The organism is Rossellomorea sp. LJF3 (assembly GCF_037046045.1).
In the GTDB taxonomy this organism is placed as follows: Bacteria; Bacillota; Bacilli; order Bacillales; family Bacillaceae_B; genus Rossellomorea.
Map to the genome: position 1 here is coordinate 1 of NZ_JBANLY010000010.1, position 26,822 is coordinate 26,822.

Annotated in this window: 27 protein-coding genes and 1 other annotated feature; of the genes, 19 read left to right on the forward strand and 8 right to left on the reverse strand. The window is 45.7% G+C overall.

Annotated features, from left to right (window positions below; all coding sequences use genetic code 11):
* Positions 1 to 149: 149 nt before the first annotated feature.
* Both V8G47_RS11195 and V8G47_RS11200 read right to left on the reverse strand, forming a co-directional pair.
* Complete coding sequence (locus V8G47_RS11195) at positions 150 to 476, reverse strand: cyclic-phosphate processing receiver domain-containing protein (protein WP_034760934.1); 327 nt, start codon at positions 474 to 476, stop codon at positions 150 to 152.
* 161 nt (positions 477 to 637) lie between these two features.
* The gene (locus V8G47_RS11200) at positions 638 to 1,573 is read right to left on the reverse strand and encodes a glycerophosphodiester phosphodiesterase (RefSeq protein WP_336200182.1); all 936 of its coding nucleotides are present in this window, start codon (positions 1,571 to 1,573) and stop codon (positions 638 to 640) included.
* Positions 1,574 to 1,796: 223 nt separating this feature from the next.
* Here V8G47_RS11200 and V8G47_RS11205 point away from each other — a divergent pair, with 223 nt between their 5' ends.
* A complete protein-coding gene (locus tag V8G47_RS11205; RefSeq protein ID WP_336200183.1) occupies positions 1,797 to 2,846 on the forward strand; it encodes an ATP synthase beta subunit C-terminal domain-containing protein in 1,050 nt (349 codons plus the stop codon).
* A 143-nt stretch (positions 2,847 to 2,989) separates the two neighbouring features.
* Positions 2,990 to 4,300 carry an ATP-binding protein gene (locus V8G47_RS11210; protein ID WP_336200184.1) on the forward strand — a complete coding sequence of 437 codons (1,311 nt, stop codon included), beginning with the start codon at positions 2,990 to 2,992 and terminating at the stop codon, positions 4,298 to 4,300.
* Positions 4,301 to 4,340: 40 nt separating this feature from the next.
* On the opposite strand, the gene V8G47_RS11215 is transcribed toward V8G47_RS11210, so the two are convergent.
* The gene (locus V8G47_RS11215) at positions 4,341 to 4,988 is read right to left on the reverse strand and encodes a YczE/YyaS/YitT family protein (RefSeq protein ID WP_336200185.1); all 648 of its coding nucleotides are present in this window, start codon (positions 4,986 to 4,988) and stop codon (positions 4,341 to 4,343) included.
* 54 nt (positions 4,989 to 5,042) lie between these two features.
* Between V8G47_RS11215 and V8G47_RS11220 the strand changes: the two genes are divergently transcribed.
* Positions 5,043 to 7,313: a helicase C-terminal domain-containing protein gene (locus V8G47_RS11220; RefSeq protein WP_336200186.1), complete on the forward strand. Its 2,271-nt coding sequence runs from the start codon at positions 5,043 to 5,045 to the stop codon at positions 7,311 to 7,313.
* Positions 7,314 to 7,345: 32 nt separating this feature from the next.
* Here the strand turns inward: V8G47_RS11220 and V8G47_RS11225 are convergent, their stop codons facing one another.
* Positions 7,346 to 7,783 carry a ferritin-like domain-containing protein gene (locus V8G47_RS11225; protein ID WP_034760943.1) on the reverse strand — a complete coding sequence of 146 codons (438 nt, stop codon included), beginning with the start codon at positions 7,781 to 7,783 and terminating at the stop codon, positions 7,346 to 7,348.
* 148 nt (positions 7,784 to 7,931) lie between these two features.
* Between V8G47_RS11225 and V8G47_RS11230 the strand changes: the two genes are divergently transcribed.
* Both V8G47_RS11230 and V8G47_RS11235 read left to right on the forward strand, forming a co-directional pair.
* Positions 7,932 to 8,087, forward strand: a complete 156-nt coding sequence (locus V8G47_RS11230) for a hypothetical protein (RefSeq protein WP_167562109.1) — start codon at positions 7,932 to 7,934, stop codon at positions 8,085 to 8,087.
* 61 nt (positions 8,088 to 8,148) lie between these two features.
* Positions 8,149 to 8,388 (forward strand): YkuS family protein, encoded by a 240-nt coding sequence (locus V8G47_RS11235; protein ID WP_336200187.1) that lies wholly within the window; start codon positions 8,149 to 8,151, stop codon positions 8,386 to 8,388.
* 91 nt (positions 8,389 to 8,479) lie between these two features.
* Here the strand turns inward: V8G47_RS11235 and V8G47_RS11240 are convergent, their stop codons facing one another.
* Positions 8,480 to 9,442 carry a S8 family peptidase gene (locus V8G47_RS11240; RefSeq protein WP_336200188.1) on the reverse strand — a complete coding sequence of 321 codons (963 nt, stop codon included), beginning with the start codon at positions 9,440 to 9,442 and terminating at the stop codon, positions 8,480 to 8,482.
* 357 nt (positions 9,443 to 9,799) lie between these two features.
* Between V8G47_RS11240 and V8G47_RS11245 the strand changes: the two genes are divergently transcribed.
* Positions 9,800 to 10,321, forward strand: coding sequence for a superoxide dismutase family protein (locus tag V8G47_RS11245; protein ID WP_336200189.1), 522 nt, complete (start codon positions 9,800 to 9,802; stop codon positions 10,319 to 10,321).
* A 46-nt stretch (positions 10,322 to 10,367) separates the two neighbouring features.
* Here the strand turns inward: V8G47_RS11245 and V8G47_RS11250 are convergent, their stop codons facing one another.
* Complete coding sequence (locus tag V8G47_RS11250) at positions 10,368 to 11,711, reverse strand: sodium-dependent transporter (protein WP_336200190.1); 1,344 nt, start codon at positions 11,709 to 11,711, stop codon at positions 10,368 to 10,370.
* Between the two features lie 74 nt (positions 11,712 to 11,785).
* Positions 11,786 to 11,995, reverse strand: a binding site (T-box leader).
* Between the two features lie 253 nt (positions 11,996 to 12,248).
* Between V8G47_RS11250 and V8G47_RS11255 the strand changes: the two genes are divergently transcribed.
* Both V8G47_RS11255 and V8G47_RS11260 read left to right on the forward strand, forming a co-directional pair.
* Positions 12,249 to 13,364 carry an NAD(P)/FAD-dependent oxidoreductase gene (locus V8G47_RS11255; RefSeq protein WP_336200191.1) on the forward strand — a complete coding sequence of 372 codons (1,116 nt, stop codon included), beginning with the start codon at positions 12,249 to 12,251 and terminating at the stop codon, positions 13,362 to 13,364.
* 103 nt (positions 13,365 to 13,467) lie between these two features.
* The gene (locus tag V8G47_RS11260) at positions 13,468 to 15,024 is read left to right on the forward strand and encodes an ABC-F family ATP-binding cassette domain-containing protein (protein ID WP_336200192.1); all 1,557 of its coding nucleotides are present in this window, start codon (positions 13,468 to 13,470) and stop codon (positions 15,022 to 15,024) included.
* A gap of 48 nt (positions 15,025 to 15,072) precedes the next feature.
* Here V8G47_RS11260 and V8G47_RS11265 read toward each other — a convergent pair whose 3' ends face one another.
* Positions 15,073 to 15,756, reverse strand: coding sequence for a GntR family transcriptional regulator (locus tag V8G47_RS11265; RefSeq protein WP_336200193.1), 684 nt, complete (start codon positions 15,754 to 15,756; stop codon positions 15,073 to 15,075).
* Positions 15,757 to 15,995: 239 nt separating this feature from the next.
* Here V8G47_RS11265 and V8G47_RS11270 point away from each other — a divergent pair, with 239 nt between their 5' ends.
* Positions 15,996 to 16,451 (forward strand): MarR family winged helix-turn-helix transcriptional regulator, encoded by a 456-nt coding sequence (locus V8G47_RS11270; protein ID WP_336200194.1) that lies wholly within the window; start codon positions 15,996 to 15,998, stop codon positions 16,449 to 16,451.
* 12 nt (positions 16,452 to 16,463) lie between these two features.
* Positions 16,464 to 18,062 carry an MDR family MFS transporter gene (locus V8G47_RS11275; protein WP_336200195.1) on the forward strand — a complete coding sequence of 533 codons (1,599 nt, stop codon included), beginning with the start codon at positions 16,464 to 16,466 and terminating at the stop codon, positions 18,060 to 18,062.
* A 45-nt stretch (positions 18,063 to 18,107) separates the two neighbouring features.
* Here the strand turns inward: V8G47_RS11275 and V8G47_RS11280 are convergent, their stop codons facing one another.
* On the reverse strand, positions 18,108 to 19,016 hold the full coding sequence (locus tag V8G47_RS11280) for a DUF899 family protein (protein WP_336200196.1): 909 nt from the start codon (positions 19,014 to 19,016) through the stop codon (positions 18,108 to 18,110).
* A 256-nt stretch (positions 19,017 to 19,272) separates the two neighbouring features.
* On the opposite strand from V8G47_RS11280, the gene V8G47_RS11285 reads away from it, so the two are divergent.
* The 9 genes from V8G47_RS11285 (at position 19,273) to V8G47_RS11325 (ending at position 26,771) form a co-directional block, all read left to right on the forward strand.
* A complete protein-coding gene (locus V8G47_RS11285; protein ID WP_336200197.1) occupies positions 19,273 to 20,598 on the forward strand; it encodes a phenylacetate--CoA ligase family protein in 1,326 nt (441 codons plus the stop codon).
* Between the two features lie 73 nt (positions 20,599 to 20,671).
* Complete coding sequence (gene paaA / locus V8G47_RS11290; protein WP_336200198.1) at positions 20,672 to 21,640, forward strand: 1,2-phenylacetyl-CoA epoxidase subunit PaaA; 969 nt, start codon at positions 20,672 to 20,674, stop codon at positions 21,638 to 21,640.
* 16 nt (positions 21,641 to 21,656) lie between these two features.
* The gene (gene paaB, locus V8G47_RS11295; protein ID WP_034760966.1) at positions 21,657 to 22,013 is read left to right on the forward strand and encodes a 1,2-phenylacetyl-CoA epoxidase subunit PaaB; all 357 of its coding nucleotides are present in this window, start codon (positions 21,657 to 21,659) and stop codon (positions 22,011 to 22,013) included.
* Positions 22,010 to 22,828, forward strand: coding sequence for a 1,2-phenylacetyl-CoA epoxidase subunit PaaC (paaC, locus tag V8G47_RS11300; protein ID WP_336200199.1), 819 nt, complete (start codon positions 22,010 to 22,012; stop codon positions 22,826 to 22,828). Before paaB ends, paaC begins: the two co-directional genes overlap by 4 nt.
* A 13-nt stretch (positions 22,829 to 22,841) precedes the next feature.
* Positions 22,842 to 23,321, forward strand: a complete 480-nt coding sequence (gene paaD / locus V8G47_RS11305) for a 1,2-phenylacetyl-CoA epoxidase subunit PaaD (protein ID WP_336200200.1) — start codon at positions 22,842 to 22,844, stop codon at positions 23,319 to 23,321.
* A 41-nt stretch (positions 23,322 to 23,362) separates the two neighbouring features.
* Complete coding sequence (locus V8G47_RS11310) at positions 23,363 to 23,671, forward strand: EthD family reductase (RefSeq protein ID WP_034760972.1); 309 nt, start codon at positions 23,363 to 23,365, stop codon at positions 23,669 to 23,671.
* Positions 23,664 to 24,443, forward strand: a complete 780-nt coding sequence (locus V8G47_RS11315) for an enoyl-CoA hydratase/isomerase family protein (protein ID WP_336200201.1) — start codon at positions 23,664 to 23,666, stop codon at positions 24,441 to 24,443. Before V8G47_RS11310 ends, V8G47_RS11315 begins: the two co-directional genes overlap by 8 nt.
* A gap of 12 nt (positions 24,444 to 24,455) precedes the next feature.
* Positions 24,456 to 25,229 carry an enoyl-CoA hydratase-related protein gene (locus V8G47_RS11320; RefSeq protein ID WP_336200202.1) on the forward strand — a complete coding sequence of 258 codons (774 nt, stop codon included), beginning with the start codon at positions 24,456 to 24,458 and terminating at the stop codon, positions 25,227 to 25,229.
* Positions 25,230 to 25,253: 24 nt separating this feature from the next.
* Complete coding sequence (locus tag V8G47_RS11325) at positions 25,254 to 26,771, forward strand: aldehyde dehydrogenase family protein (protein WP_336200203.1); 1,518 nt, start codon at positions 25,254 to 25,256, stop codon at positions 26,769 to 26,771.
* Positions 26,772 to 26,822 lie beyond the last annotated feature (51 nt).

The window sequence follows — 26,822 nt, forward strand, 5'->3', positions numbered from 1 at the left end:
ACTGGACATGGCGAGGGCCATGTCCAGCCTAGAAACAGGAGAAAAATCTTTTAAAATATCAGAAAACCCCACCTTCGGTTAAAGTGAAGGTGGGGTTTGTCTACAGTCTGAAAGAACTGTTCAGGGAACAGTTCTTTATATATGATAACTCATCTTAGAGGCAGTGGCCGTAATAGGATTTGGATCGACTGAGGCATCTTCCGGTCGTTCTGTGCCTCTTTTAAATACTTGAACATTCTTTTGCCCGCACCAGAGTTTGCAGAATGAATCGTGATTCTTTCTGCAAATAACTGTTTTTCCACCATGTAGTGGACGAGCATTAAACCATTACGAGTCTTACTCTCTAAGTCGTGATCCAGTGAAAGATGAGCGATAGAAAAATTAAGAAGCAGGTCAATACATTCATCGATGTCTTTCGCGAGAATGTACCCTTGGGGACAGTGTCGATAATCATCTAAAAACACATTTACTGTCATTTTTATTCTTCTTTCGTCATTTGACTTAATTTAAGCCTAACAGAGATTGACAAATACTTATATAGGTCGATAGTATGAACATTACCATTATATTTGTAATTTTTTTGTAGGTTTTTGATGAGTAATCTTTATATCATACACTTGTCGTAGAGAAGAAAGTATTATCTTTCCCCCAGTATGTTCAATAACAAATCAGGTCGATCGGTGATGATGCCGTCTGCACCAAGGTTTATGAGTCTTTCCATGGTTTCCCGGTCGTTGACGGTCCAGTAATGTACCTGAAGTCCGATGCGGTGGGCGCCTGAGATCAGAATCGGTTGTGTCAGGTCCAGATTTCCTTCTTGCAGGGGAAGTTGAAAAGCGTCGACACTCGTTTTATAAAGGTTTCGCATGAACAGTTTGTGCAGGATGACGAATTTCTTTGCTTCTTGTTTCCCTCCTTGTGTGGCAACCCTTCCTTTGGAGTAGGCTTCGACTAAATTGATGATGTCCTGGTCGAATGAGGCGATGAGGACTTTATCCTCCATATCGTATTCTTCAATCAGTTTCATTAATTTCCGGACGATTTCGTCTATCCGTTCTTCAGGGTTGTCGTCTTTCACTTCAATATTGATCCTCATATCGGGAAACCGCTGAAACACTTCCTCGAGGGTCGGGACATATATATGTTTTCCTCTGAAGGAGTACTCTCCCTTCAGATCCTGGAAATAGTATGCCGCATCAAGCCGTTGGAGCTCTTTCAATGTGTAATCTTTTACATATCCACGTCCGTCCGTTGTTGCATCCACTGTGGGATCATGAATCGTTACCAAATGGCCGTCTTTGGTAATATGTATATCCGTTTCGATGACATCGGCACCAAGATCCACGGCATTTTGGAACGCTTCAACGGTATTCCCGGGTGCAAGATGTTTTCCCCCCTGATGGGCAATGACAAGGGGACGCTCATTTTCCTTTTGCAAGAAAGGAGGAGGGTTTTCCTTTTCAACAGGCAACCAATACACGATGATGGAAAACAGGACAAAGAAAGCGACCATCATCTCGATTAAGATGAAGCGCTGATTTTTGGACGTTTCGGGTAAATTCGTATTTTTCATCTGCTTTCATCCTTTTAAATAAAGAATCTTATTTTTTATTATAAGTACGACCTTGGATATTTAGGACAATAATGTAAGAGAAATTCAGATTAATATTAAAAGTGGAATAAGGAATAATGATGGGTTTTTACTTTTAAGAGTAAAAAAATTACGCTTTAAACATAAAAATATTGCTTTTAAAAGTAAAATAGATTACCTTATAAAGTAAGGAGGGATTATTACCATGAAAGATCATTTGAGGTTAAATGTTTCATTGCTGCGTAAGCGTGTACCGAATCTCACATCTGCGGCCAAAACGGTGGGATTAAGGCCTGCCACTGTGTCAAATTTATGTACAGGGAAAATATCGGTGGGCCGCGCCGAGGTGAAAACGATCGTGACCCTTGCAAACCTGGCGAATTGCACGTTGGATGAATTAATTATTCAAGGAGGGAAAGTAAGTATGATTGAAACGGGGATTAAACCGCTTGATTTATTTGCGCCCATAGTTCAGGGAGGGACCAACGGATTCGTTGCGAGATCCCAGATCGGCCAATTTGTCGTATTGGCTGAAATGACACAAGTGTTGAAGGAGAAGGGTTATCAAGCCATTTTATTAACTCCGGATCGAACCTATCCCGGTTTAAGTGACCTTGAAGGGTTCGTCGATGCAAAATGCCACACGATCGGGGATGCCTTTGCGGAGGTTTCGCTGGTGGGGGATAAGGAAAGTATTATCTTGTATGTTGATCGTTCGTTTATCGTCTCAGGGGAGCTGTATGAGTTGAGAGAGAGGTTCGAAGCAGAGGGCTATCCGGACATCACGACCATTTTATTTGATCCAAGCGGAGAAGCAGTCGATGAAGATGACCCGTTCGGTCCACTTGATACCTTGTGTTATTTCGACATAGATCTCGCTACCCGTGGTATGTACCCGGCCATTCATCCCGTTCAGTCAACGTCAGTCCTACTCGAAGACGAAGCAATGGATGCAAGCCATGCCGAGACCCATAAGAAGGCAAAGAAAGTGCTGAGACGATATAAAGAAATCCGCGTTTTGATGAATACAATCGGTAAGGATAAAATCCCGGAATCTGATCTTGAGCTGTTCGAAATAGGGGAGAGACTCGAAGCATACTTGAGTCAGCCTTTCTATGTAGCCGAGGAGTTCACCAAGGTGAAAGGACAAAGTGTTCAGATACAGCAAACCATAGGGGATATACAGAAAATACTCCAAGGCCATTACAACCATCTCGCCCCTAAAGACCTCACCTATAAGGGACAATTGAATTAACCTTCTTATGAGGGACGGACCCCGGGCAGGAATGCCGGGGTCCGTCCCTATGACTTTTTTCGTTATTTTATATGTGTTGAGAAAGGATTTACCCAAATTTTGTCGTATGTGTAAAGTAATACTTTTTTCTGGGAGACATTTCGATGCTGATTGAGAAATTATTATTACATGTACTGATTATACTGGCTCCTGTTCTCATTCAAACCTCGCTCCTGGAGAATCACAGGCTGGGGAAATCCCCTGTTTTCGTTGGGGTATTACATGGGGTTGCAGCATTTATGTGTTTGATTTTCGCCTATGAAAGCTTCGGGTTGTATTGGGATTTCAGGTATATCCCTTTGGTGCTGGCGATGTTGTATGGGGGAAGGAAGACTGGGATCATTGTTTTTCTATTCATCTTGGCGGCACGCATCATCAATGGGGGGGACACGGTTGTCTTCGGGTTCATCAGTGCGTTTCTAGCAGGAATCCTGCCATTTTTGATTTCCAATCGTTTCTGGTCATTCCCGCCACGTAAGCGAGTGACATTTGCTGTGTTACTGGGTTTTTGGCCGGCCCTGGTCATGCTCGGCATCCTGCTTTCCTATGCCTTCATATCCGGTGTCCCTGTTTCGGGTAACCGGGAGATGGGGATCTATATTCTCATATTCGGCGGGATCCAGGTGCTGGGTGTGGGACTCGCAGCTCAACTGAATGAATGGATGATTGAAAAGAAGTTAATGCGGGAAGAAATCATGAAGTCGGAGAAACTCAATACTCTTGGTGAACTTGCAGCTTCCATCGCTCATGAAGTGCGCAATCCCCTGACCGTTGTGAAAGGGTTCCTTCAATTAATGAAAAAGCAGGTCAAAGGTGATCATGATGAATATTTGAAGATCGTACTAAGTGAATTGGGAAGGGCTGAGGACATCATCAATGATTATTTGAACTTTGCCAAGCCGGAGCTCGAAAAGGTCGAGAAGATCAATGTCAAAGAAGTCCTTTCAGATGTCACCGTCCTCCTCAATGCCTACGCATTGAAGGAAGGGGTTTATCTTGAGGCAGACTTGAGGGAAGATGGTTATTTATTATCAGATCGGAATAAATTGAAACAAGCATTCATCAATATTATCAAGAACGCCATTGAGGCAACTCCTCCCCAAGGCACTGTCACCATTCATCTGGAAGTCACACATTCACAGGTGATCATCACCGTCACGGATACAGGCAAAGGCATGACGAAAGAACAGATCGCACGAATCGGAACACTATTTTTCACGACAAAGGATCAGGGGACTGGTCTCGGTACATCCGTGTCCATGCGGATCATCGCTGCCATGGGTGGACATGTCCATTACTCAAGCATTGTGAGTAAAGGAACGGTGGCGACGATAAGCCTGCCTCTAAATAATGAAAAACTTGCAAAATTTGATTCGAAGCCTGCAAATGCTTATATAAATAATCAAAACGCTTAGGGGAGGGCTAAGTGTTTTTTTGTTGAGCTTAAAAAAATCTTCAACTCCATTTCCCGTACATACGTTCCATGATAGGATAGAAGATATGAATGATAAATCCTAACGTGCAGGCGACTATGACCGTTCCAATGCCGACAGCCCCATGGAAGACCATGGCGAGGGTGATGGCAATCGCTTCATTTAACAAACGGGAATTGCGCAAGTTCAATCCGAAACGTTGGTGGATAGCCACCATGAAGGTATCCATGGGACTTGAAGGGAGCTTTGCTTGAAGATAAATGGAAATTCCGATCCCGAGAAGCAGGATGCCGATCAAGACTAGAGATAATTGCTGCCCGAATCCAACGGGTTCAACTGTTTTGAGGCCGGCAGTGATCCAGTAATCAACCATCATCCCGATCACAAAGATGGAAAGGGCTGCTAACCACTGAATCCCTTCTTTTAACAGGAGTGCGTTTATGAGGATGAGAATGCATCCATTCATGAAAATGCAAGTCCCGATAGAAAGGTGAAGCAGTGTGGACTCCCCGACGGCAAGTGCATCCCAGGGAGCTGCCCCCAAATCCCCTTTGATAATAAGTGAAACCCCTAATGATAGAGACAGTAATCCAATGCAATAAAAGACGAATCTTGCCTTCATTCTCCCGAATCCTCCGTTCCAAACAGCTTGTCTAATATATATGTGCATCTGAAATCAGTTAGAATCATCATTTTCCTTTTGAAAACTGGAGGTGAAACATCTGTGAAGAAAACCATGAAGGTATCCATCAGGGAGTTAGTTGAGTTTGTTTATAAGGAAGGGAGCATTGATCTGAGATTCCAGTCCCGTTCCTCTATGATTACCGGCACAAGACTCCATCAGAAATTGCAGAAACAATATAAAGAAGGCGATGAGAAGGAAGTCTTCCTGAAAGGGGAGAAAGCAGCCGGTGGTCTCGTCTATCATCTTGAGGGCCGTTGTGATGGCATTCACTATAACGACGGAGAAGTGACTGTTGAGGAAATCAAATCGACGGCAAAAAATCTGGACTTGATTGAAGCAGGAAGCCGCGTTCACTGGGCTCAGGGTGAATGCTATGCTTACCTGCTGGCAAGGGAAAAGGAGCTCTCCCAAGTAAGTGTTCAATTAACCTATATCGAGGTTGAAACAGAAAGAACGAAATCATTTAAGAATACCTATTCCATTGAAGAGCTTGAACGCATCGTGAACGAAACACTGGTCGCGTATACACCGTTTGCCACTGTGATACTGACAAATGAAGAAAATAAAATGAAAAGTATCCCGGATCTGACATTTCCGTATCCTTCTTACCGGAAGGGCCAGAAGAAACTCGCAGGTGCGGTATATAAAACAGTAACCGAATCGAAATCCCTTTATGCCAATGCTCCAACGGGAACAGGCAAAACCATTTCCACCCTGTTCCCTGTCATAAAAGCAATGGCAGAAGGGAACAACAAGTGGTTTTATGTGACGGCAAAAACGATCACACGTACAGTGGCAGAAGAGGCACTCCTTCTTTTGGAAAAAGAAGGTCTGGTACACAGGACGGTTACGATTACGGCGAAAGACAAGATTTGCTTTAAAGAAGAAACGATATGTCAGAAAGAGTATTGTGAATTTGCAAACGGCTATTATGATCGCATTAACGGAGCACTGATTGATATTCTGACCCAGGAAACCATCATCACGCGTCCAATCATCGAATCATATGCGAGAAAGCATAAGGTGTGCCCATTTGAATATTCCATCGACCTTTCCTACCTGGTTGACGGAGTCATCTGTGACTATAACTATATCTTCGATCCGAGGGTTTCCTTGAAAAGAATGAGTGATGAAAGTAAGAGAAAGACGAATCTCCTTATTGACGAGGCCCACAATCTTGTAGGCAGGGGACGGGAAATGTATTCTGCCGCCCTGAAAAAGTCTGCTTTCTTACAAATCAAAAAACGGTATCCTGACCATGAAGGATTGAAGCAGGGAATTTCTGCTGTTAATAAGCAATTTCTGCGGTTGAAAAAAGAAGACGGTGCGGATACCCGGGTGGAATTGGACGGTACATTCGTTGAGTCGATTGTAGGCTTCATCGAAATAGCGGAAAAGTGCCTGGGGGAAACGGGCAGGGAGTGGTCGGAGGAATTTATGCAGCTGTATTTCGATAGCATCAGCTTTGTGAGGATTTCAAACCTTTACTCCGAAGAACATCGCTTTGTCATTGGTCGCAGCTCCCGGGATTTAGAAGTGAAACTTTATTGCATCGATCCCTCGAAGCTTATTAAGCAGGTTACACGTCCGTATCAATCATCGGTATTTTTCTCTGCTACACTACACCCGTTTTCGTACTATTTTCAGCAGCTGGGCGGGAGTGAAGAAGATTATCGATTCCTGATTCCTTCCCCATTCCGGCACAGCCAGTGGCAGGTGGGAATTCACCCGATTTCCACCCGATTCAGGGACAGGGAACGGACCCTTCCCATCATTACGCGTTCCATAGAGGAAACGTTCAATGGGTACAAAGGGAATTATCTCGTCTTCTTTTCTTCTTACTCTTATATGCAGGAAGCGTATGACAGGATGAATAAAGAATCATTGGACGCTAGTGTCCTCATTCAGGAGCCGAATATGAGCGAGAGAGAAAGAGAAGAATTCCTCCAGGAGTTCCGGAGTGATAGAGAACAACCTGTTATCGGTCTGGCGGTCCTGGGTGGTATTTTCTCAGAAGGGATCGATCTGAAAGGAGACCGGTTAGAGGGTGTGATCGTGGTAGGGGTGGGGCTGCCCCAGCCTTCTGTGGAACAGGAAATCATCAAGGATTATTTTAATGGTATGGGAATGAATGGGTATGATTATGCATATGTATATCCCGGGTTGAATAAAGTATTTCAATCAGGAGGCAGGCTTATCCGTTCGGAAGAGGACAGGGGGGTCCTGAAGCTGATCGATGATCGGTATTTGACCCCGAAATACCAGGGTATATTGCTGGATGAATGGAAAGAGTTTCGCATTATAACGTAAAAAAGACCGCTGAAAACAGCGGTCTTTTATCATTAGTTAAAGGAAGGGTCCTTTAACAGACGGTCAAATTCTTCAAGGTGATGAGTTTCATCAGCAATCATATCATCAAGCTTGATGCTGAGCTCAACAAGACCCAATTCTTCTGCTTGTTCTTTACGCTTCTTATAGCGCTCAATGGTATCTGCTTCGGCTTTACGTCCTTCTTCCAGCATTTCCTTCACATTATCCGTTTGTTTAACGGCTGCAGGCGTCGTTGTCGGTTGACCACCTAACGTTTTAATCTTTTCGGCAAGGTATAAAGCGTGACCCTGCTCATCAGGAATTTCCTCTTCAAAGAAAGGTTTTAAGATTTGACGATATAAGCCGCTGACTACAGCAGCGTAGTTAGTGTAAAGAATGACTGCCGCATATTCATTGGCTAAATCTTCGTTTAATCCATCAATCAATTCATGTAATTTTGCTTCATCCATGTAAATACCACCCTTTGCATTGTTGTTATAGAGACTATTTACCCGGGCCGATGTAAAAATAAACATTCCGGTGGGAAACGGATGCCCTTCAAATATTTTGTCTGAAAATGGGGATTCTAATTCTATAAAAGTCAGAGGAGGGATGAGCATGTCTAAGCAGGGTAGGAAGAGTATGGATCAAACTTCTCAACAGCTGGCAAAACAAAAGGCCAAAAACGATGTGGAATTTGCATCTGATACCCAGACGGGAAATACAGAAGGACAAAGTCAGAAAAAAAGCGGCAGACAAGTAAATAAAAAATAATGGACGAATATCTTTTTCATCGAAAGAAAAACCTATATGTAGAACCAGGAGGTGTAAAGGCATGAGAATTGGTGTTGAACAATCCTTAACAAACGTTGTTGAAGCCTTACGGGCACAGGGGCATGAAGTAGTGGAGCTTAAGCAGGAATCAGATGCAAACGGGTGTGACTGCTGTGTCGTGACAGGAATGGATACCGATGTAATGGGTATTCAAAATATAGCGACTCAGGGTCCTGTCATCGAAGCAAGCGGACTGAGTGCCGATCAAATCTGCCAAGAAGTCGAAAGCAGACTGCAATAACTCCAACACAAAAAAGAACAGCCATTGATGGCTGTTCTTTTTTGTAGGGATATTAAAAAGCGTGATGCGCGTATATTTAGATCCACATCCATCACCCAATCTGGGCAAGAGGCTGGTTTCTTAAGTGTTCGCGCAGGAGGTCAGGAGCGGTTAAAAAGATCAGACCATTCCCTTCCAATGTTTTCGGGAAGCCAAGTGGTACTGTCCGCTTAACGAGCTGCGCATATACTTCACATTCAGAAAGTTTCCGGTCAAAGGATGCCTGTTCAAATTCTTTGATCAGGGCTAATGCTCCAGAGATGTGGGGAGCTGACATGGAGGTTCCGCTGAGCTTGGCGTATTTTTCTCCGGGAATGGTCGATAGGATCTGTTCGCCGGGGGCCACCAGGTCAACTTCATTGTTGGAATTGGTAAAGTAGGAAGACTTTCTTTGAAGATCGATGGCGCCGACCGAAATGACTTCATTGTAGCAGGCAGGGTAGGAAAATTCATCAGTGCCGCTATTAGAGTCGCCTTCATTCCCTGCAGCGCACACCACCAGGATATTGGCATCCACCGCTTTTTGAATGGCTTCGTGCAGAGGGGCATAATCTGTTGGCCCTCCCAATGACATGGAAATGATGTCGACCTTTTGCTCGATGGCATAGAGAATACCATTCACGATCCAATCATACTGACCACTTCCACGGCTGCCGGCAAGGACTTTAATCACCAATAAGTCAGCCATTGGAGCTACTCCGATGACCCCATCACCATTTTCGTTTGCGGCAATTGTTCCAGCCACGTGGGTACCGTGTCCGCTGTAATCCGTCACATTATCTTCTACACCTTCATCATCGTCGGTGAAATTTCGGAATCCTTTCACCCTTCCTGTAAGATCAGGGTGGTTCATATCACATCCCGTATCAAGGATGGCTATGGTTACACCTTTCCCTTTATACCCATTTTTCCACATACTGGGGGCTTGGATTAAGTCAACGCCTTTAGGAATTTCATTTGCATCCACAATCATTTCGTCCATGAAATATGGAATTAACCTCATTTCACCTTGCATAGCAATCCCTCCTAAAATAGTGTTGGACACAGGAATAGAAATCAGAAGTTTCTGAAAATATAACATTTTTTGGACAAAATGAAAAGGGATAATAGTAATAGGAAAATAAAACCAATCATATTTTCGTTCACCTTAGCATATAGGGAGGATTAATCCATCTAATTGAGGGGATGAGCGGGGAGGTCGCTCCATTTGGGGAAGAAAATTTAAACAAACGTTTGACTAACGGTGCGAACCCTTGATCTGAAAAGGGTTTTCGGTGTTAAACAAACGTTTGGTTAAAATCAAGGTTCCAGGTTTTTCATCATGTCGCCCCGGATTCCAACATAAAATAGGGTGAAGAAAGGGGGCACACAGATGAATTATTATCAATATGGCTATCCTGCCTACTCCTATTATCGAAATGCTCCGAATATGGCCTACGCTCACATTCAGGGAGGTCCACTCGCTCCAGGGCTTAAAGGATATGTATTTTTTCGGGAAGTGCAAAATGGTGTGGAAGTATTTGCCGAGGTGACAGGTTTACCACCCTATAAAGAAGGAAAGGGTGATCAAAAGCCGATCGGTCCCCACGGATTTCACCTCCATGAAAAAGGGGCTTGTGAAATAGGGGATTCCAATGAACCTTTCACATCTGCAGGAGGGCATTGGAATCCGACCAATCAGCCCCATGGGAATCATGCAGGGGATTTTCCCGTTTTGTTTTCGAATGACGGCTACGCAAAGATGTCCTTTTTCACGAATAAATTCAAAGTGAAAGATGTGATAGGGAAGGGTGTCATCATTCATGAAAACCCGGATGACTTCAGGTCACAGCCTTCAGGAGATGCAGGTAAACGATTGGCGTGCGGAGTGATCATGGGGTATGGAACATCATAAAGAAAAGGGTTGACCCGAGGCTTGGGTCAACCCTTTTGTATGGGAACTAAAACACTCCCAGGACATCAAGCATGACGAATAGTATTAACACCGGCGCCACAAAGCGGATCAAGAAGAACCAGGTTTCAAATAATCCCCGTTTCAACCCGCTTCCCTGCTTTAATTCATCATATAAAGCGGTTTTCTTCATTTTGAGCGGTACAAAGAGAGCTATAAGCAATGATCCGATTGGAAGCAATACATTACTTACTGTAAAGTCGGCTAAATCAAAGATGGTTTTCCCAAACAACGTGATATCACCAAGCACCCCGAAAGATAAAGCTGATGGGATACCGCAAACGAAGATGGCGAGACCGATGATCCACGACCATTTCGTACGCTTTCCGGGGTCCCCCTTCGAAATGACCGAAACGATGATCTCAAGCATCGAGAACGCTGAAGTCAGTGCTGCGAACAAGAATAGCACAAGGAATGCAATGAAGAAGAGCATCCCGAAAGGAAGCTGACTGAACACGGTAGGCAGTACATTAAATAGCAGCACCGGACCAGCGCCAGGCTCCAGGTCAAAAGCGAAGACTGCCGGGAAAATCGCAAGTCCTGCCAGTAATACGATGAAGATATTCATCGCCACGATCGAAATGGCCGAACGGGGAAGACTCTGTGTTTTCGGAAGATATGAGCTGTATGTCACCATCACCGATACCCCGACACTTAACGTAAAGAACGATTGACCCATCGCTTCTAAAATCGTCTGTGACGTCACTTTGGAAAAATCCGGCTGGAGCAGGAATGTAACACCTTCCATTGCCCCGTCAAGGGTCACTGCGCGGATCACTAACAGAATGAAAAGAATAAATAATGCCGGCATCATGATTTTACTTGCGAGTTCAATCCCTTTTTCAATCCCCTTGGCCACCACGATGATGGTCATCAAGATGAAGAGGAGCTGAACGAATACACTTATCCCGGGATTTGAAATCGTTGTCCCGAACACTTCTGCGTATTGATCTGAAGAAAGACCGTTTAATTGCCCTGTAACAGCTTTGAATAAGTAAACGACGATCCATCCCCCGATTACACTGTAGAAGGAAAGCAGGATGAAGGATGTGATCATCCCGAGGATCCCGACCCAGTGCCAGTTGGTCCCGGGAGCGATCTTTCGGTACGAATCCACTGCATTGCTTCCAGCCGTACGTCCGATTGAGAATTCAGCCAGTAATAATGGAAGGCCGAGTAATAAAGTAAATAAAATAAAGATCAGGAAGAATGCTCCGCCTCCATTTTCACCGGCAATATAAGGGAATTTCCAGATGGCCCCCAACCCAATGGCAGACCCGGCTGCCGCTAAAATAAATCCGATTTTCGATGACCATTGTTCACGCTGACTCATTCTCATTCTCCTTTCTGTTTTTATTGACGTGTGAGGGCATTTTCAGACCAAATAAAAAAATCGCCCCTACATATCGTAGGGACGATTTGAATATCGCGGTACCACCCTAGTTATGAGAAAATGTTTCTCATCACTCTTCACACATAACGGTCTTACCCGTCTTTTGATCTCGTCAAAAGAAGCTCAGGAATCGAAATTCACTTCATCTTTGTACCGGTTCACACCAACCACCGGCTCTCTTAAACAGGGAAATGTCCGCTACTAGTTTCCTTCAAAGCTTATTCAATATTAGGTTATACAATTTTTATCATGAATTAAAACGTCTTGTCAATCTATTTTGGGAAAAGTAGTGAGAATTGTCTGGAATTGATGGTGGTTTTTGGTTTGGTACGGTGTGGGGATGATTGTGTACCTGGTACATATAGGTGGGGATGTACCAGGTACAAGCGGATCCCCGCCCATTGAAACGTGCAGCCATTGAGTTCGCCCTTCTTCTCAAGTAAAATAAAGAAAAAATGGACTGAAAAGGTGTTTTGCATGAAATCATATATGATTATTGGGGCAGGTATTCTCGGGGCTTCCACGGCGTATCATCTTGCGAAAGCAGGAGCGGATGTCACGATTATTGACCGGAAGGACCCTGGACAGGCAACGGATGCAGCGGCAGGAATCGTCTGTCCGTGGCTGTCACAGCGCAGGAATAAAGTGTGGTATCGCCTGGCAAAGGGTGGGGCGAAGTATTATCCGAGCATCATAGAACAGTTAGAAGCAGACGGAGAGACTGAAACAGGTTATAAACGTGTGGGGGCCATCAGTCTCCACACGGATGTGGATAAGCTCCATAAAATGATGGAGAGAGCGGAGAAACGCAGGGAGGATGCTCCGGAAATTGGTGAGCTGACGCTTCTGACTTCAGAAGAAACTTGTCAGCGTTTTCCGCTGCTATCAGAAGAGTTCCAGGCTGTTCACGTAAGCGGCGCTGCCCGGGTGGATGGCAGGGCACTGCGGGATGCACTCTTGAACGGGGCTAAAAAGAACGGAGCAACACTACGACATGGGGATGCCGGATTGTTACACGAAAAAAACCGGATCACTGGCGTTAAAATTGGTGATGAAGTGCTGCGGGCGGACGGGGTGATCGTAACAGCCGGCGCCTGGGCGAAGGAACTCTTTCAGCCTCTCGGAATAGACTTTCTTGTAACCTCCCAGAAAGCACAAATCCTCCATCTGGAAATAAGAGGGGAAGAGTCGGATGAATGGCCCGTCGTCATGCCCCCGAATGATCAATACCTCCTTGCCTTCCCCGAGGGGAAAGTCGTAGCAGGAGCCACCCATGAAAACGATGTGGGCTTTGATCACCGGGTAACAGCGGGCGGGCTATACGAAGTCCTTCAGAAGGCAACGGCTGTCGCACCTGGTATTGGAGACGGGGCAGTAGTGGAAACGAGAGTCGGATTCAGGCCGTTCACTCCTGGATTCCTTCCGGTTTTCGGAGCGGTGCCGGGGTTTGATGATCTCTGGGTGGCAAATGGTCTTGGGGCATCGGGTTTGACGGTTGGTCCATACCTTGGATCGGAGCTTGCCAAACTGGTGATGGGTGAATCGACTGATCTCGATCCCGCTGACTATGATGTTGCGGGGGCCATCGGGTAAGGGGTAGTAAAAAACACCAGCTCATTTCCCCCTATCTTCTAAGCAAAAGGACCCTTATAATAGAGAGAGCGAATTTAGTATAGAAAGAAAAGGTGTTTACGACATGAGTTTATTAACAGTCCAAAATTTAACTCACGGTTTCGGTGACCGTGCGATTTTTAATGACGTTTCTTTCCGTTTGTTGAAGGGTGAGCATATCGGCTTGATCGGTGCCAACGGAGAAGGAAAGTCTACATTTATGAATATCATTACAGGGAAGCTGGAGCCGGATGAAGGAAAAGTCGAATGGGCGAAGCGGATCCGCATCGGTTATCTGGATCAGCATGCGAAGCTTAAGCAGGGGATGACGATCCGGGACGTGTTGAAGACGGCCTTTCAATACCTTTTTGATATGGAAACAGAAATGAATGAGCTGTTTGCCAAGATGGGGGACGCCACTCCTGAAGAACTGGAAGAATTGCTTGAGGAAACCGGGACCCTTCAGGATGCCCTGACGAATAATGATTTCTACATCATTGATGCCAAGGTGGAAGAAATCGGCCGTGGTCTTGGGTTGGATGATATCGGTTTGGATAAGGATGTGCACGATTTAAGCGGGGGACAGCGGACGAAAGTCTTACTGGCCAAGCTATTACTTGAAAAGCCGGACATCCTGTTACTTGATGAGCCAACCAACTATCTTGATGAACAGCATATCAACTGGCTGAGACGCTATCTACAGGAATATGAAAATGCCTTTATCCTGATCTCTCATGATATTCCATTCTTAAATAGTGTCATCAATCTGATCTATCATATGGAAAATCAGGAATTGAATCGCTATGCAGGGGACTATCACGAATTCAAGCGTGTCCACGAAATGAAGAAGCAGCAGCTTGAGTCAGCTTTCAAGAGACAACAACAGGAAATCTCGGAGTTGAAGGATTTCGTGGCACGTAATAAGGCCAGGGTATCCACCCGTAACATGGCCATGTCCCGTCAGAAAAAGCTTGATAAGATGGATATGATCGAACTGGCTGCGGAAAAGCCGAAGCCGGAATTTCATTTTAAACAAGCGAGGACCGCAGGCAGGGTCATCTTTGAAACAAAAGATCTTGTGATTGGGTACGATGAACCGTTATCAAAGCCCCTCAACCTCAAGATGGAGCGCGGGCAGAAGATTGCTCTATCAGGAGCCAACGGAATCGGGAAGACGACTTTATTACGAAGTATCCTTGGTGAAATCAAACCGATATCAGGTACTGTGGAACTCGGGGACTATCTCCATATCGGTTACTTTGAACAGGAAATCAAGACAAAAAATAATAACACATGCATTGAAGAAGTGTGGAACGAGTTCCCATCCCTTAACCAGGCAGAAGTGCGTTCAGCCCTTGCTAAATGCGGATTGACGACGAAGCATATCGAAAGCAAGGTAGAGGTGCTGAGCGGTGGGGAAAAAGCCAAGGTGCGTTTGTGCAAATTAATGAACAAAGAATCGAACGTCCTTGTATTCGATGAACCGACCAATCACTTGGACGTAGAGGCTAAGGAAGAGTTGAAGCGGGCATTGAAAGAATACAAAGGCACCGTGCTCTTAATCAGTCACGAACCTGATTTCTACCAGGATGTAGCGACGGAAGTATGGAACTGTGAGAACTGGACGACAAAACTATTCTAATTCAAAAAGCCGATCCCTGTGAATTCAGGTGATCGGCTTTTTTTATGTCTACTCTGTCAATACCGATTCGAGTGTCGAATATCCATGATCCTCCATCCGCAAATCGTCAAAGCTGTGCTTCATATGTAGGTCGATCAATTCAAGGAGCGCCTGCTGATCCCTATTTTCAATGGCCCTTACCATTTCTTCATGTTCCCGGAAACGGACGTTTTCCCCTGGCTCTACATGATAGAATACATCGAATAAGAATAGATATACATTGGATTGAGTCAGCATTTCATCCATATAACGCATCAGGAACTTGTTGCCGCTGACTTCTGCGAGGAACAGATGAAACTGCTTATTGAGCTCCACATACTTTAACAAGTCTTTCTGTTTGTACGTTTCCTGTTCATCTTCGAGGAAGGTATGCAGCCTCTGTAAATCCGATTTCCTCACTCTAGGAAGACCATATTTCACCGTTAAAAATTCCAGTTCCTTTCTTAATTCAAAGAAAGAAATGATTTCTTCTTTTGTCGGATGAACGACGAAAGCACCCCGATTCGGGATGAGCTTAACGAGTCCTTCTGATTCCAGGCGTTTCAACGCATGGCGGATCGGTGTCCTTGACACGGACATCTTTTCAGAGATGATTTGCTCGACAAGCTGTGTACCCGGTGCGATTTTTCTGGCAAGCAAGGCGTCCTTCAAATGCCCATATACTCTTAACTCTGCGGTTTGTCTCTTTTTCACCATCATCATCCATTCAATCAATAATTTCCTGACATCCATCATATACGAAAAAGGGGCTGATACAAAATTGTGGGTCCCGGGATTTTCATGATGAAAAAGTTTTTATAATGCATGTTTTCGGAAATCTCCGCTGCCGAAAATAGGGCAGAAAAAAATGTTGACTTTTTTACATAAGGTCATTAATATTTAAACAGGTTAAATATTAAATGGTTGAATAGAAATAGAAATGGGGAATGATCTTGGACCTGGAACAGATCCAACACTCTTATATAGATCGCTTGTTTACAGCATTTCACGTAACGAATCGCCATATTCAGCAGGAAACGGCAGTTGCATTGAAAGATATGAATTTAACAGGTCCTCAGTTTTTCATACTATATCTTTTGTCGACTTCAGATGATATGAAATCCACGGAGCTTGCTGAGAAGTTAGATGTAAAGCCAAGTGCCATCACGGTCATGATCGATCGACTGCTTAAGAATGATCTGGTCTCGAGGCAGAGAGATGAGAGTGACCGCCGGATTGTGAAGCTTGAACTTACCTCATTCGGTCGGGAGATTTTCGAGAAGGCGAAAAGGAAGAGAAGAGAAATCTTCTCCCGGTACCTCGCCTATCTGGATGAGGCTGATGTCGATCAGCTTGTAACGATTTACGAAAAGCTCGCTGCAGCCGTTGAGAACAATACAGAAGAATAAGGAGAGAAACATATGTCAGTACAACCAGGGATAAATAAACGTTTAGTTCTGACCGGTCTGATCATCGGTATGTTCTTTAGTGCCCTTGAACAAACGGTGGTCGGTACCGCGATGCCGACAATCATCGCAGAATTGAACGGGTTTTCCATCTTTGCGTGGGTAACCACGGCTTATCTGATCACTTCCACAACGGTTACACCGATCGTAGGGAAATTATCGGATTTATATGGCAGACGATTATTGTATTTAATCGGAGTCATCATCTTTATTATCGGGTCAGGTCTATGTGCCACGGCCACTTCCATGGAGCAGCTCGTGCTGTACCGCGGCCTTCAGGGGATCGGCGGGGGTATGATCATGCCTTTATCCCAAACCATCATTGGCGATATTTTCACTGCTGAGCAGCGTGCAAAGTGGCAGGGTGTGTTCGGGGCTTTATTCGGATTGAGCTCGGTCATCGGGCCGTTCATTGGCGGCTTCATCGTTGATACAATCAGCTGGCACTGGATATTCTTGATCAACGTACCGTTTGGATTGTTATCAGCACTACTATTATTCATCGGATTGAAATATGAAAATGCCGGTCGCCTGACGGATAAGGTAAGCATTGATTACCTGGGAATCATCACCCTGATCCCGGCACTGGTCCTCCTATTGCTCGGACTGAATTTCGGTGGGGATAAATTCGAGTGGATGTCAGGAACGAGCTTCATGCTCTTTGGCGGATCCATCGTCTTGCTTCTGGTCTTTGGTTTCATTGAAAACAAAGCGAAGGAACCGATCCTTGATTTATCCCTGTTTAAAAACCGGGTGTTCGCCACGACGAATGCCCTTGGATTCCTTCTCGGGTTGGGGATGTTCGGAGCGATCATGTTCGTACCGATGTTCATGCAGGGGATCCTCGGGGTCACACCGACTCAAGCCGGGTCCACCATGACGCCGATGATGATCGCATTGATCACGGCAAGTATCATCGGCGGCAGATTATTATTAAGGTTGCGATACCGTACAGTGTTGACGGCTGGTATGCTGATCACCGTGGCTGGATTCTTCCTGATGAGTACGATGGGCCCTGCTTCCAAGGAGTATACAGCGTATATGTATATGATTGTGATGGGATTCGGAATGGGGCTTGTCATGCCGACCCTTATGATCGCGGTTCAGAATGAATTCCCTAAATCGAGACTTGGGGCTGTAACATCTTCAGCAACGTTCTTCCGTTCCATCGGTGGGACGATCGGGATCACCGTATTAAATGCTGTGATGAATCAATCTCTTCAGGAAAATATGAAGGATGTGGCGGCACAGCAGGATAATCCTGCGGCAGCTCAGATCCTTGGCGGGTTAAGCGAAAAGACGGATGCGCTATTTGGACTCCTTGTGACACCAGGATTACTGGAAGTACCGAAAGAAATCGGCAGCATCGTGATCGCTTCGATTGAAACCGCTTGGTCCGATGCGTTCACAAGCGTCTTCTTAACAGGTCTGATCTTCATTGCCATCGGCGTCGGAGTGGCCCTGTCGGTTGGAAACGGGAAGATTAAACGTGATAAAGAATTACTGGAAGAAGCGGAAAAGGAAGAGACCATCCTTAAACCGGCTACTGAATAATATGGAAAGAGCCTGCCTTGGATGATTTCAGGGCAGGCTTTTTATTTAATTGTTTTTTCGTACCTCATACAAATGAAACGTCAATCCAAAAGGATCCGATATCATTTCACTTTTCGAATGATAGACGTGGTCTACCCTGCAGCCGCTGTCCAGGAGCTTTTGCTTACTTCTTTCAAAATCATCCACAGCGAACTCGAAATGCACGGTGTTATGATCACTATCTTCAATGAAGAAATTCCGGCCATTCATTGAGAACTTTGTTTCCTTTTGTCCCTGCTTTTCAACCTTCATTCCAATGATATTCGTGTAAAATTGGATCGCCTCAGGGTAATGCTTCACTCCGATTGCAACATTATGAGTGAGCTGAAAGGGTGAACGATGATTATGCTTCAACTGAGGGACAAAATCTTCTGATGGAGCATGTAATAAATCCAGTAAGGAATAAATGACGCAATATTCGTCCCCGGGCCCGAAGTAAGCAGAGCTGAAATGATAAATCATACCCTCTTCATCTTTCTTGAACGTGGATACTCCAGGCATGAAGGTTTTCTCGTTTTTAAATCCGAGGTCTTGTGAAAACGTGTTTTCTTTCGATGATACAAGCGGAAAGGTCCACCCTTTTGAAGCCGCAAAGTCTTCTTGAACGGTCGGATCGTCTGGAGAGGATAGAACAAATTCACATCGGCTTAACAAATGATGATACACCCCATTAAAGCCATCCCCCCACATGGAACAATAGCGACAATTCCCCCCCATATTATGGATGATAATAAGTTCATCCTTGTCCTTGAAAAGTTCCTCGAGTGTAACGGTTTTTTGATCTGTTGTAAAAAAGAGATAGTTTTCAACCTTTTGTGGCGCTTGTTCTTTGCGTAGCTGTGCAAGCTGCTTTTTCTTTTCCATGATTTCCAACTCTAATGCTTGTATTTCTTTCGTTCCTTCAAATGTGGTCATTTTTTTTCCCTCCTTTTAGAACTTGTCATATATAAGATTTCTGTATTGGTGTGAGATGTCCTGCTTTACTTTTCCACAAGCTCGCTTCTTACCTGGCCGCCAACGCATTTACTTTGATTAAATTTTCTGAAAATATATTGACAATTTTCAGCAGACACGTTATCTTTTGAGTAGTTAAATATAACACAAATTTTTATAAACGAATTAATAACGTTATATAAATATATTTTTATATCATGACAGGGAGGCCGATACATTGATTTTGCATGAGATTGAAACTGCCGGTCGATCGCAAATGGAGCGCCTTCAGCTAGAGAGACTGCAACATGTTGCTTCAGTCGTTTACGAGAGAGTTCCCTTTTACCGGGAACAGTTTGAGAGAAGGGGCATCAAGCCGGAGGATATAAAGTCTTTGTCAGACTTAAAAATGTTACCGCTTACAATTAAGAAAGACCTTCGGGATCATTATCCATTCGGCCTGTTTGCCGTAGAGCGTGAGGAAATGGTAAGGGTGCATGCTTCAAGCGGTACGAGCGGGAAGCCCACAGTCGTAGGCTATACCCAGAATGATATTGATATGTGGGGGAGCATCGTCGCCCGTGCCATCGCCATGGCAGGCGGGAAACCGGGGGATGTCCTGCATAACGCATACGGATATGGCCTTTTTACCGGCGGACTGGGCCTGCATTATGGAAGTGAGAAGCTCGGGATGATCACGGTTCCGGTGTCAGGAGGAAACATGTCCAGGCAGATCACATTATTGGAAGACTTCAAGCCGTCCATCATATGCGGTACGCCTTCTTACGTTCTCAATTTAGCTGAATCAATGGAGGCACAAGGAAAGGATCCGGCTTCCCTTTCTGTGAAGTATGGAATTTTCGGGGCCGAGCCGTGGTCGGATTCGATGAGGAAGACGCTGGAGCGGAAGATGGATATTAAAGCATGCGACATTTACGGGTTAAGTGAAGTCATCGGTCCCGGGGTTGCCATGGAATGTCATGAAGCACGGGACGGTCTTCATATTGCAGAGGATCATTTCCTCGTGGAAGTCATTGACCCTGATACGTTAGAGACCCTGCCGGAAGGGGAAGTCGGGGAGCTTGTGTTTACGAGCTTAACGAAGGAAGCCTTTCCGATCATCCGGTATAGGACCGGCGATATCGCTTCGATCCGGCACGGAACATGCTCATGTGGACGAACAACGGTGAAGATGTCCAGGGTGAAAGGAAGAGTCGATGACATGCTCATCATCAGGGGAGTGAACGTGTTTCCATCTGAAATGGAGCATTTTCTGCTTCAGATAAATGAACTTGCACCACATTATCAAGTTCACTTAAAGAAAAAAGGGGCACTGGATTTGGTGGAGCTGCAGGTTGAGGTTTCGGATGAATGTTTCAATGGGGTATCGAACGACTTACATCACGACCTGCTGAATGAACTGGAAAGAAAAGTGAAGAGCCTGATGAAGGATCGTTGCTATGTTTCCATGGATGTCAAAGTGAGAGCTCCCAGGGAAATACCCCGATCGGAAGGAAAAGCCATCCGGATTGTCGATCTTAGGGGAGAAGCCATGCTTCAATAAATTTTTTTGAAAAAAATAACTATCACACGATTTCGCTATAACGTGGAAATGGTGTGATGAAGGAGGGGCTGCAATGAGTGACGTATTGACAAATCAACCATTGACGGAAGATGAGCGTATGGCTCATTTTATGAAAAAGATCGAAAATGACGAAAAGATCGAAGCCGATGATTGGATGCCGGATGAATACCGGAATGCGCTGATCAAGCTGATCTCCATGCACGGCATCAGTGAAATCATGGGGGCACTCCCTGAGAAGGAGTGGGTCCCGAAAGCACCTACCCTCAGAAGAAAATTGGGGATCATGGCAAAGGTTCAGGATGAAATGGGGCACGGACAGCTTCTGCTTCGTGTAGCAGAAGATTTGATGAAGCCTTACGGAAAAACGAGAGAGCATATCATGAGAGATTTGTTTTCCGGAGACTTAAAGTTTCATAACGTCTTTCATATGGAGGCACCGACCTGGGGGGACGCAGGATTGATCGGCTGGCTCGTGGACGGAGCGGCGATCATTACCCAAACGAATATGCTTCATGCTTCCTACGGACCGTACGCCAGGGCGCTGAAAAGGATTTGTGCCGAGGAGGTATTCCATGCCCAGCATGGTGAGGCAATCATCATGGCTCTCGCAGAAGGAACACCGGATCAGAGGGCATTGGTCCAGGATGCGGTGGACCGTTGGTGGGAATCGCTCCTGATGTTCTTTGGACCGGGTGATGCGAAGACAACGGGCTCTTCGAAACAGGATATTACCATCAAATACAACATCCGAACGAAAACGAATGAACAGCTTCGCCAGGACTTTTTCACGAAATATGTTCCAAGAATGTTGTCATTGGGACTGACGCTCCCGGATGAAACGATGTACTTTGATGAAGAACAGAACTTATGGATCTATAAGCAGCCCGACTGGAGCCGCTTTAAGGAAATCATTCGCAACAACGGGCCTAAATCGAAGGACCGCCTCCGTTTAAGGGAATTATCCTACGATAACAATGCGTGGGTCCGGGAAGCGTTAAGCCCTGGTGACCGAGTAAGTTAGAAGGGAATGAGAAGAGATGTCAGACAAGGGTCAGAACTTTTATCAGGAGTTTGAAGTGTTCAGTAAACGGTCGGACGGGGCACAGATGCAACATCAGTTCAGTCTGCTGGCTCCCAACCATGAGCTTGCCATGGTGATGGCTCAAGAGAATTTCATGAGAAGAGAACCAGTTTCGGATATATGGGTAGTGAAACGGTCGGATGTCCGGATGATGACGCCTGAAGAAAGAGAGAGCGTCTCCCGTCTTGATAATAAAGATTACCGTAACGCCAAGGGCTACGGCTATTTGAAAAAGAAGTGGAGACAGTACGAACAGGAAATGCTTGATGAGAAAGAAATCATGTCGTGGGGAGAGTTGGTGAAGAAGAAATGAACGTGAAAAGTCCACAGGACATTCCGAATGCAGATTACAAGGAAGCCCTCTTGAACCTCTTATATCAGCTGGCTGATGACGATTTTATCCTTGCTTACCGGGGATCTGAATGGCTGGGGCTCGCTCCCCATATCGAGGAAGATGTAGCGTTTTCATCCATTAACCAGGACACAATGGGGCACGCGACCATGTTTTATCAGCTTCTTGAAGAGTTGGGAGAAGGCGATCAGGACCATCTCGCACATGGTCGGAAAGCGACAGAAAGAAGAAATGCCATTCTCCTTGAAGAAGTGAACGGACCCGGAAACTACATGGAAGAACCACGCTATGATTGGGCCTTTGCTGTGGTGCGTCATTATTTTTACAGTGTGGCGAAAAAAGTGCGGATCGATGCGCTTAAGAATTCTTCCTATAAACCACTAGCCGAGATGGCCGTCAAGATCAACACAGAATTGTACTACCACCTGCTTCACTGGAAAACCTGGTTCATACAGCTGATGAATGCAGGCGGGGAAGCAAGGGAGCGTATGAATAAGGCAATGGAAAGAGTGCTGGAAGAATTCGCGGGAGTCCTGACCCTGGGGCCAAAGGGGAAAGAAATGTCCCTTATGGCTTTGATAGAAGGGGAAGAAAGTTTAACAAAGCGTTGGGAGCTCGCCCTCGAGCCGGTCTTCAGGTCCTGTCAACTATCCTTTCCACCGATGGTAAGCATGAAAAAGGGGAATGGACGCTTAGGTGAACACACCCCTGAACTGGATACGGCACTTTCGACCTTAAGCGAAGTCTATCAAACAAATCCGGCTGCAAGCTGGTAAAGGATGAGGGTAAATGACTGCAACCGTTTTAGATGTTCTTCAAACAGTGAAAGATCCTGAAATCGATTCCATCAGCATTGTGGATCTCGGAATGGTCAATCGCGTCGATCAACAGGAAGGGGATCTTGTGATCGAGCTTCTTCCCACTTTTGTAGGCTGTCCTGCACTGGACATTATTAAAGGCAATGTGGAGAAGGCGTGCAGGGAACAACTGGACGTAAGGTCCATACAGGTGGAGTTCGTCTATTCTCCGCCATGGACATCGGATCGACTGACGGTGAATGGACGGGAGCGGCTGAAGGACTTCGGCATTGCGCCGCCGCCGGAACATTTTACAGGGGAAGAAGATTGGAAGATTCACTGCCCGTACTGTGATTCCCCCTATACATCCATGGAGAACCTGTTCGGGCCCACCGCCTGCAGAAGCATCCTCTACTGCAAACAGTGCCGGAACCCGTTCGAAGCCATGAAACCCATATCCACGATGATGTGAAAATCTAGTAAACTACTGAAAATTAAAGGAGAGATTCCATTATGGTAAAACTGATCGCGTTATATAAGCACCCTGAAAATAAAGAGAAATTCGATGAGCATTACTTCAATACCCACGGTCCGATTACAGCGAAGATTCCCGGCTTGAAGAAGATGGATGTCACACGCATTGTCGGATCTCCGATGGGCGGGGAAGGAAAATATTACTTAATGTGTGAAATGTACTACGAAAGCCATGAAGCACTGAAGGCAGCCATGAAATCAGACGAAGGAAAAGCTTCCGGGAAGGACCTTATGGGCTTTGCAGCAGATCTTGTCACCCTTATGATCGGCGAAGAAGTGAATGAATAAAGAGTACGAATATATCACAGTGAGCGAGAGGGACGGACTTGGTTTCATCGAACTGAACAGACCGAAAGTCCTGAACGCCATCAATCGTCCCATGGTATCGGAGCTGGTCCGTGCTTTTGAAGCGTTTGACCGGAACGACAATGTGAAAGTGATGGTGTTATCCGGCAGGGGAAGAGCGTTCGCAGCAGGAGCCGATATTGATGAAATGGCAGAGGACGGGGCCATTGATCTGGAGCTCTTGAATCAATTCACCGAATGGGACCGTCTGGCCTGGATCAAGAAACCGATTATCGGAGCGGTCCAGGGGTTTGCATTAGGTGGGGGATTTGAGCTTGCTCTTTGCTGTGACCTTTTATTCGCAACGGAAGATGCAAGCTTCGGTTTTCCCGAAGTGAATCTAGGGGTCATGCCGGGAGCAGGGGGGACACAAAGGCTCACGAAGCTGATCGGTAAATCCCGTGCTATGGAATGGCTGTTATCAGGAGATATGTTTACAGCCGCCCAAGCACTCCAATGGGGAGTCATCAACCGGACGATCCCTAAAGAGTTATTAATGGAAGAAACAGAGAAATTTGCGAGGAAACTGGCTGCCAAGCCTCCGCTTTCCCTTCGCTTGATCAAGGAGTCTGTACATAAAGCCGTGGATTCCTCGATTTATGAAGGAATGCAGTATGAGCGTAAGAACTTCTATCTGCTTTTTGCCTCGGAAGACCAGAAAGAAGGCATGAAGGCTTTCGTGGAAAAACGCAAACCTGATTTCAAAGGAAAATAAGGAGGCTGCAGTATGTTTGAAACGATTACCTATGAAGTGAAAAATAACGTAGCCTGGATCACCCTGAATCGTCCCGATAAGCTGAATGCGTTCATTCGTCAACTGAATCTGGAAATCCAAAAGGCGGTAAAAGAATCTTCGCGAAATGAAGAAGTGAGAGCCATCGTCATCACGGGGGAAGGCAGGGCCTTTTGCTCGGGGCAGGATCTGAGTGAAGTGGATGAAAGCATGGATCACGGTGAAGTGCTGCGGAATCATTACGGACCGATGGTGAAGGAAATCGAGCAGTGTGAAAAACCTGTCATCGCCGCTGTCAATGGGGTGGCGGCAGGAGCGGGGTTCAGCCTTGCACTTGCATGTGATTTCAGGCTCGTGTCAGAGAAAGCGAGTTTCGTTCAGGCATTCGTGCATGTCGGACTCGTTCCGGATTCAGGGAATCTCTATTACTTATCGAAGATTGTTGGATATGCCAAAGCCCTTGAGATGGCCGTTTTTGGAGAGAAAATCAAAGCGGATGAGGCGGAAAAACTGGGTCTTGTCACGAAACTCATTTCACTTGATGAGTGGCATGAAGAGACGAGAGCCTTTGCCGAAAGGATCGCCTCCATGCCGACAAAGGCAATCGGCTTGATGAAGCGCTTATTAAAGGGAAGTGCGGATCTGTCCTTTAACGAATACTTGGAAAAAGAAGCATGTGCCCAGCGGATCGCAGGCAAGACAGCGGATCATCGCGAAGGTGTATCAGCATTCATGGAGAAAAGAAAACCAGCCTTTCACGGAAAATAATTCAATTATTAAGGAGATGGAGTTATGTCTACAGTAAAAGAGCAAAGCTTTGAAGTCCTTGAAATGAAAAGAGAGCATTATTCATTGGTGATCAACGGTCAGCGTATGGAAAGCACCTCTGGGGAAACCTTCACGACATACAACCCGGCAACAGGTGAGGCGATCGCCACTGTTTCACTGGCATCAACAGAAGATGCGGAAAAAGCGGTAGAGGCAGCAAGGAATGCATTCGACTTTGGTAAGTGGAAGAAGTTCCCGATCAATAAACGTTCCCGTGTCCTCAATAAAATTGCAGGCATTATGAGATCCCGTTTCAATGAACTTGTATCCCTTGAAATCATGGACAGCGGAAAGTCGTTATCCGCGGCACAAGGTCAAGTGATGCAGGCAATCGAAGACTTCGAATTCTATGCAGGCGCGATCGTGGGTCACCGCGGAACCGTCAATAACGTACCGGGTCAATTCACAAACGTCGCAGAGAAAGAACCGGTCGGTGTCTGTGCCCAGATCATCCCTTGGAATTATCCATTAATGATGGCTGCATGGAAAATCGCCCCTGCCATTGCCGCAGGCTGCTCGGTCGTCGTGAAACCAGCAACCCTTACTCCCCTGACTGCCATTGTACTGGGTGAAATCTGTATTGAAGCGGGAATACCTGAAGGGGTCGTCAACGTCATTCCGGGAGCGGGTTCTTCAGTAGGTAATTACTTAGTGGAGCATGAAAAGGTTGATAAAGTGGCCTTCACAGGTTCCACTCCGATCGGAAAAAACATCATGGAAAAAGCATCTCAAACATTAAAGAGGGTCACTCTCGAATTAGGCGGGAAATCCCCGAATATCGTGTTTGATGATGCCGATATAGATGCTGCTGTGGATGGTTCCCTGTTCGGAATCTTCTATAATACAGGACAGTCCTGTGAAGCGCGTTCCAGATTATATGTGCACGAAGATATCTATGATGAATTCATGGAGAAGTTCGTTGAGAAGACGAAGAAGCTGAAACTTGCCGATCCTCATGACAAAGGAACACATATCGGGGCGATCATCAACCAGGGTCAGCTGGATACAATTGATGGATATGTCCAGTCGGCCAAAGAAGAAGGAGCAACGATTTTAGCTGGAGGAAGCCCGGCCAAGGTTGAAGGCTTCGAAAACGGCTATTGGTACGAACCGACGATCATCACCGATGTAAACCACGATATGAAGGTTGTAAAAGAAGAAATCTTTGGCCCTGTCGTGGTTGTGATGAAATTCAAGGATGAAAAAGAAGCGATCAAACTGGCAAACGACAGTGAATATGGTCTCGGTTCAGCGGTTTGGACCCAGAATCATGGGCGTGCGACAAGAGTATCGAAGGCGATCCAGGCAGGTATCGTCATGGTGAACTGCCCGTTCTCGGCATTCCCGGGGACTCCATTCGGAGGCTACAAGCAGTCCGGGTTCGGCCGTGAGCTCTGTGTAGAAACGCTTGATCTGTATACTGAAACGAAGAGTATCATTTCGTACTTCGGAAACCGTCCGTTAAATCCATTTGGAGTATAAAAAACATCAAAGAGGGGTTGTCCTAACAAGGTCAACCCCTTATTGCAAGAA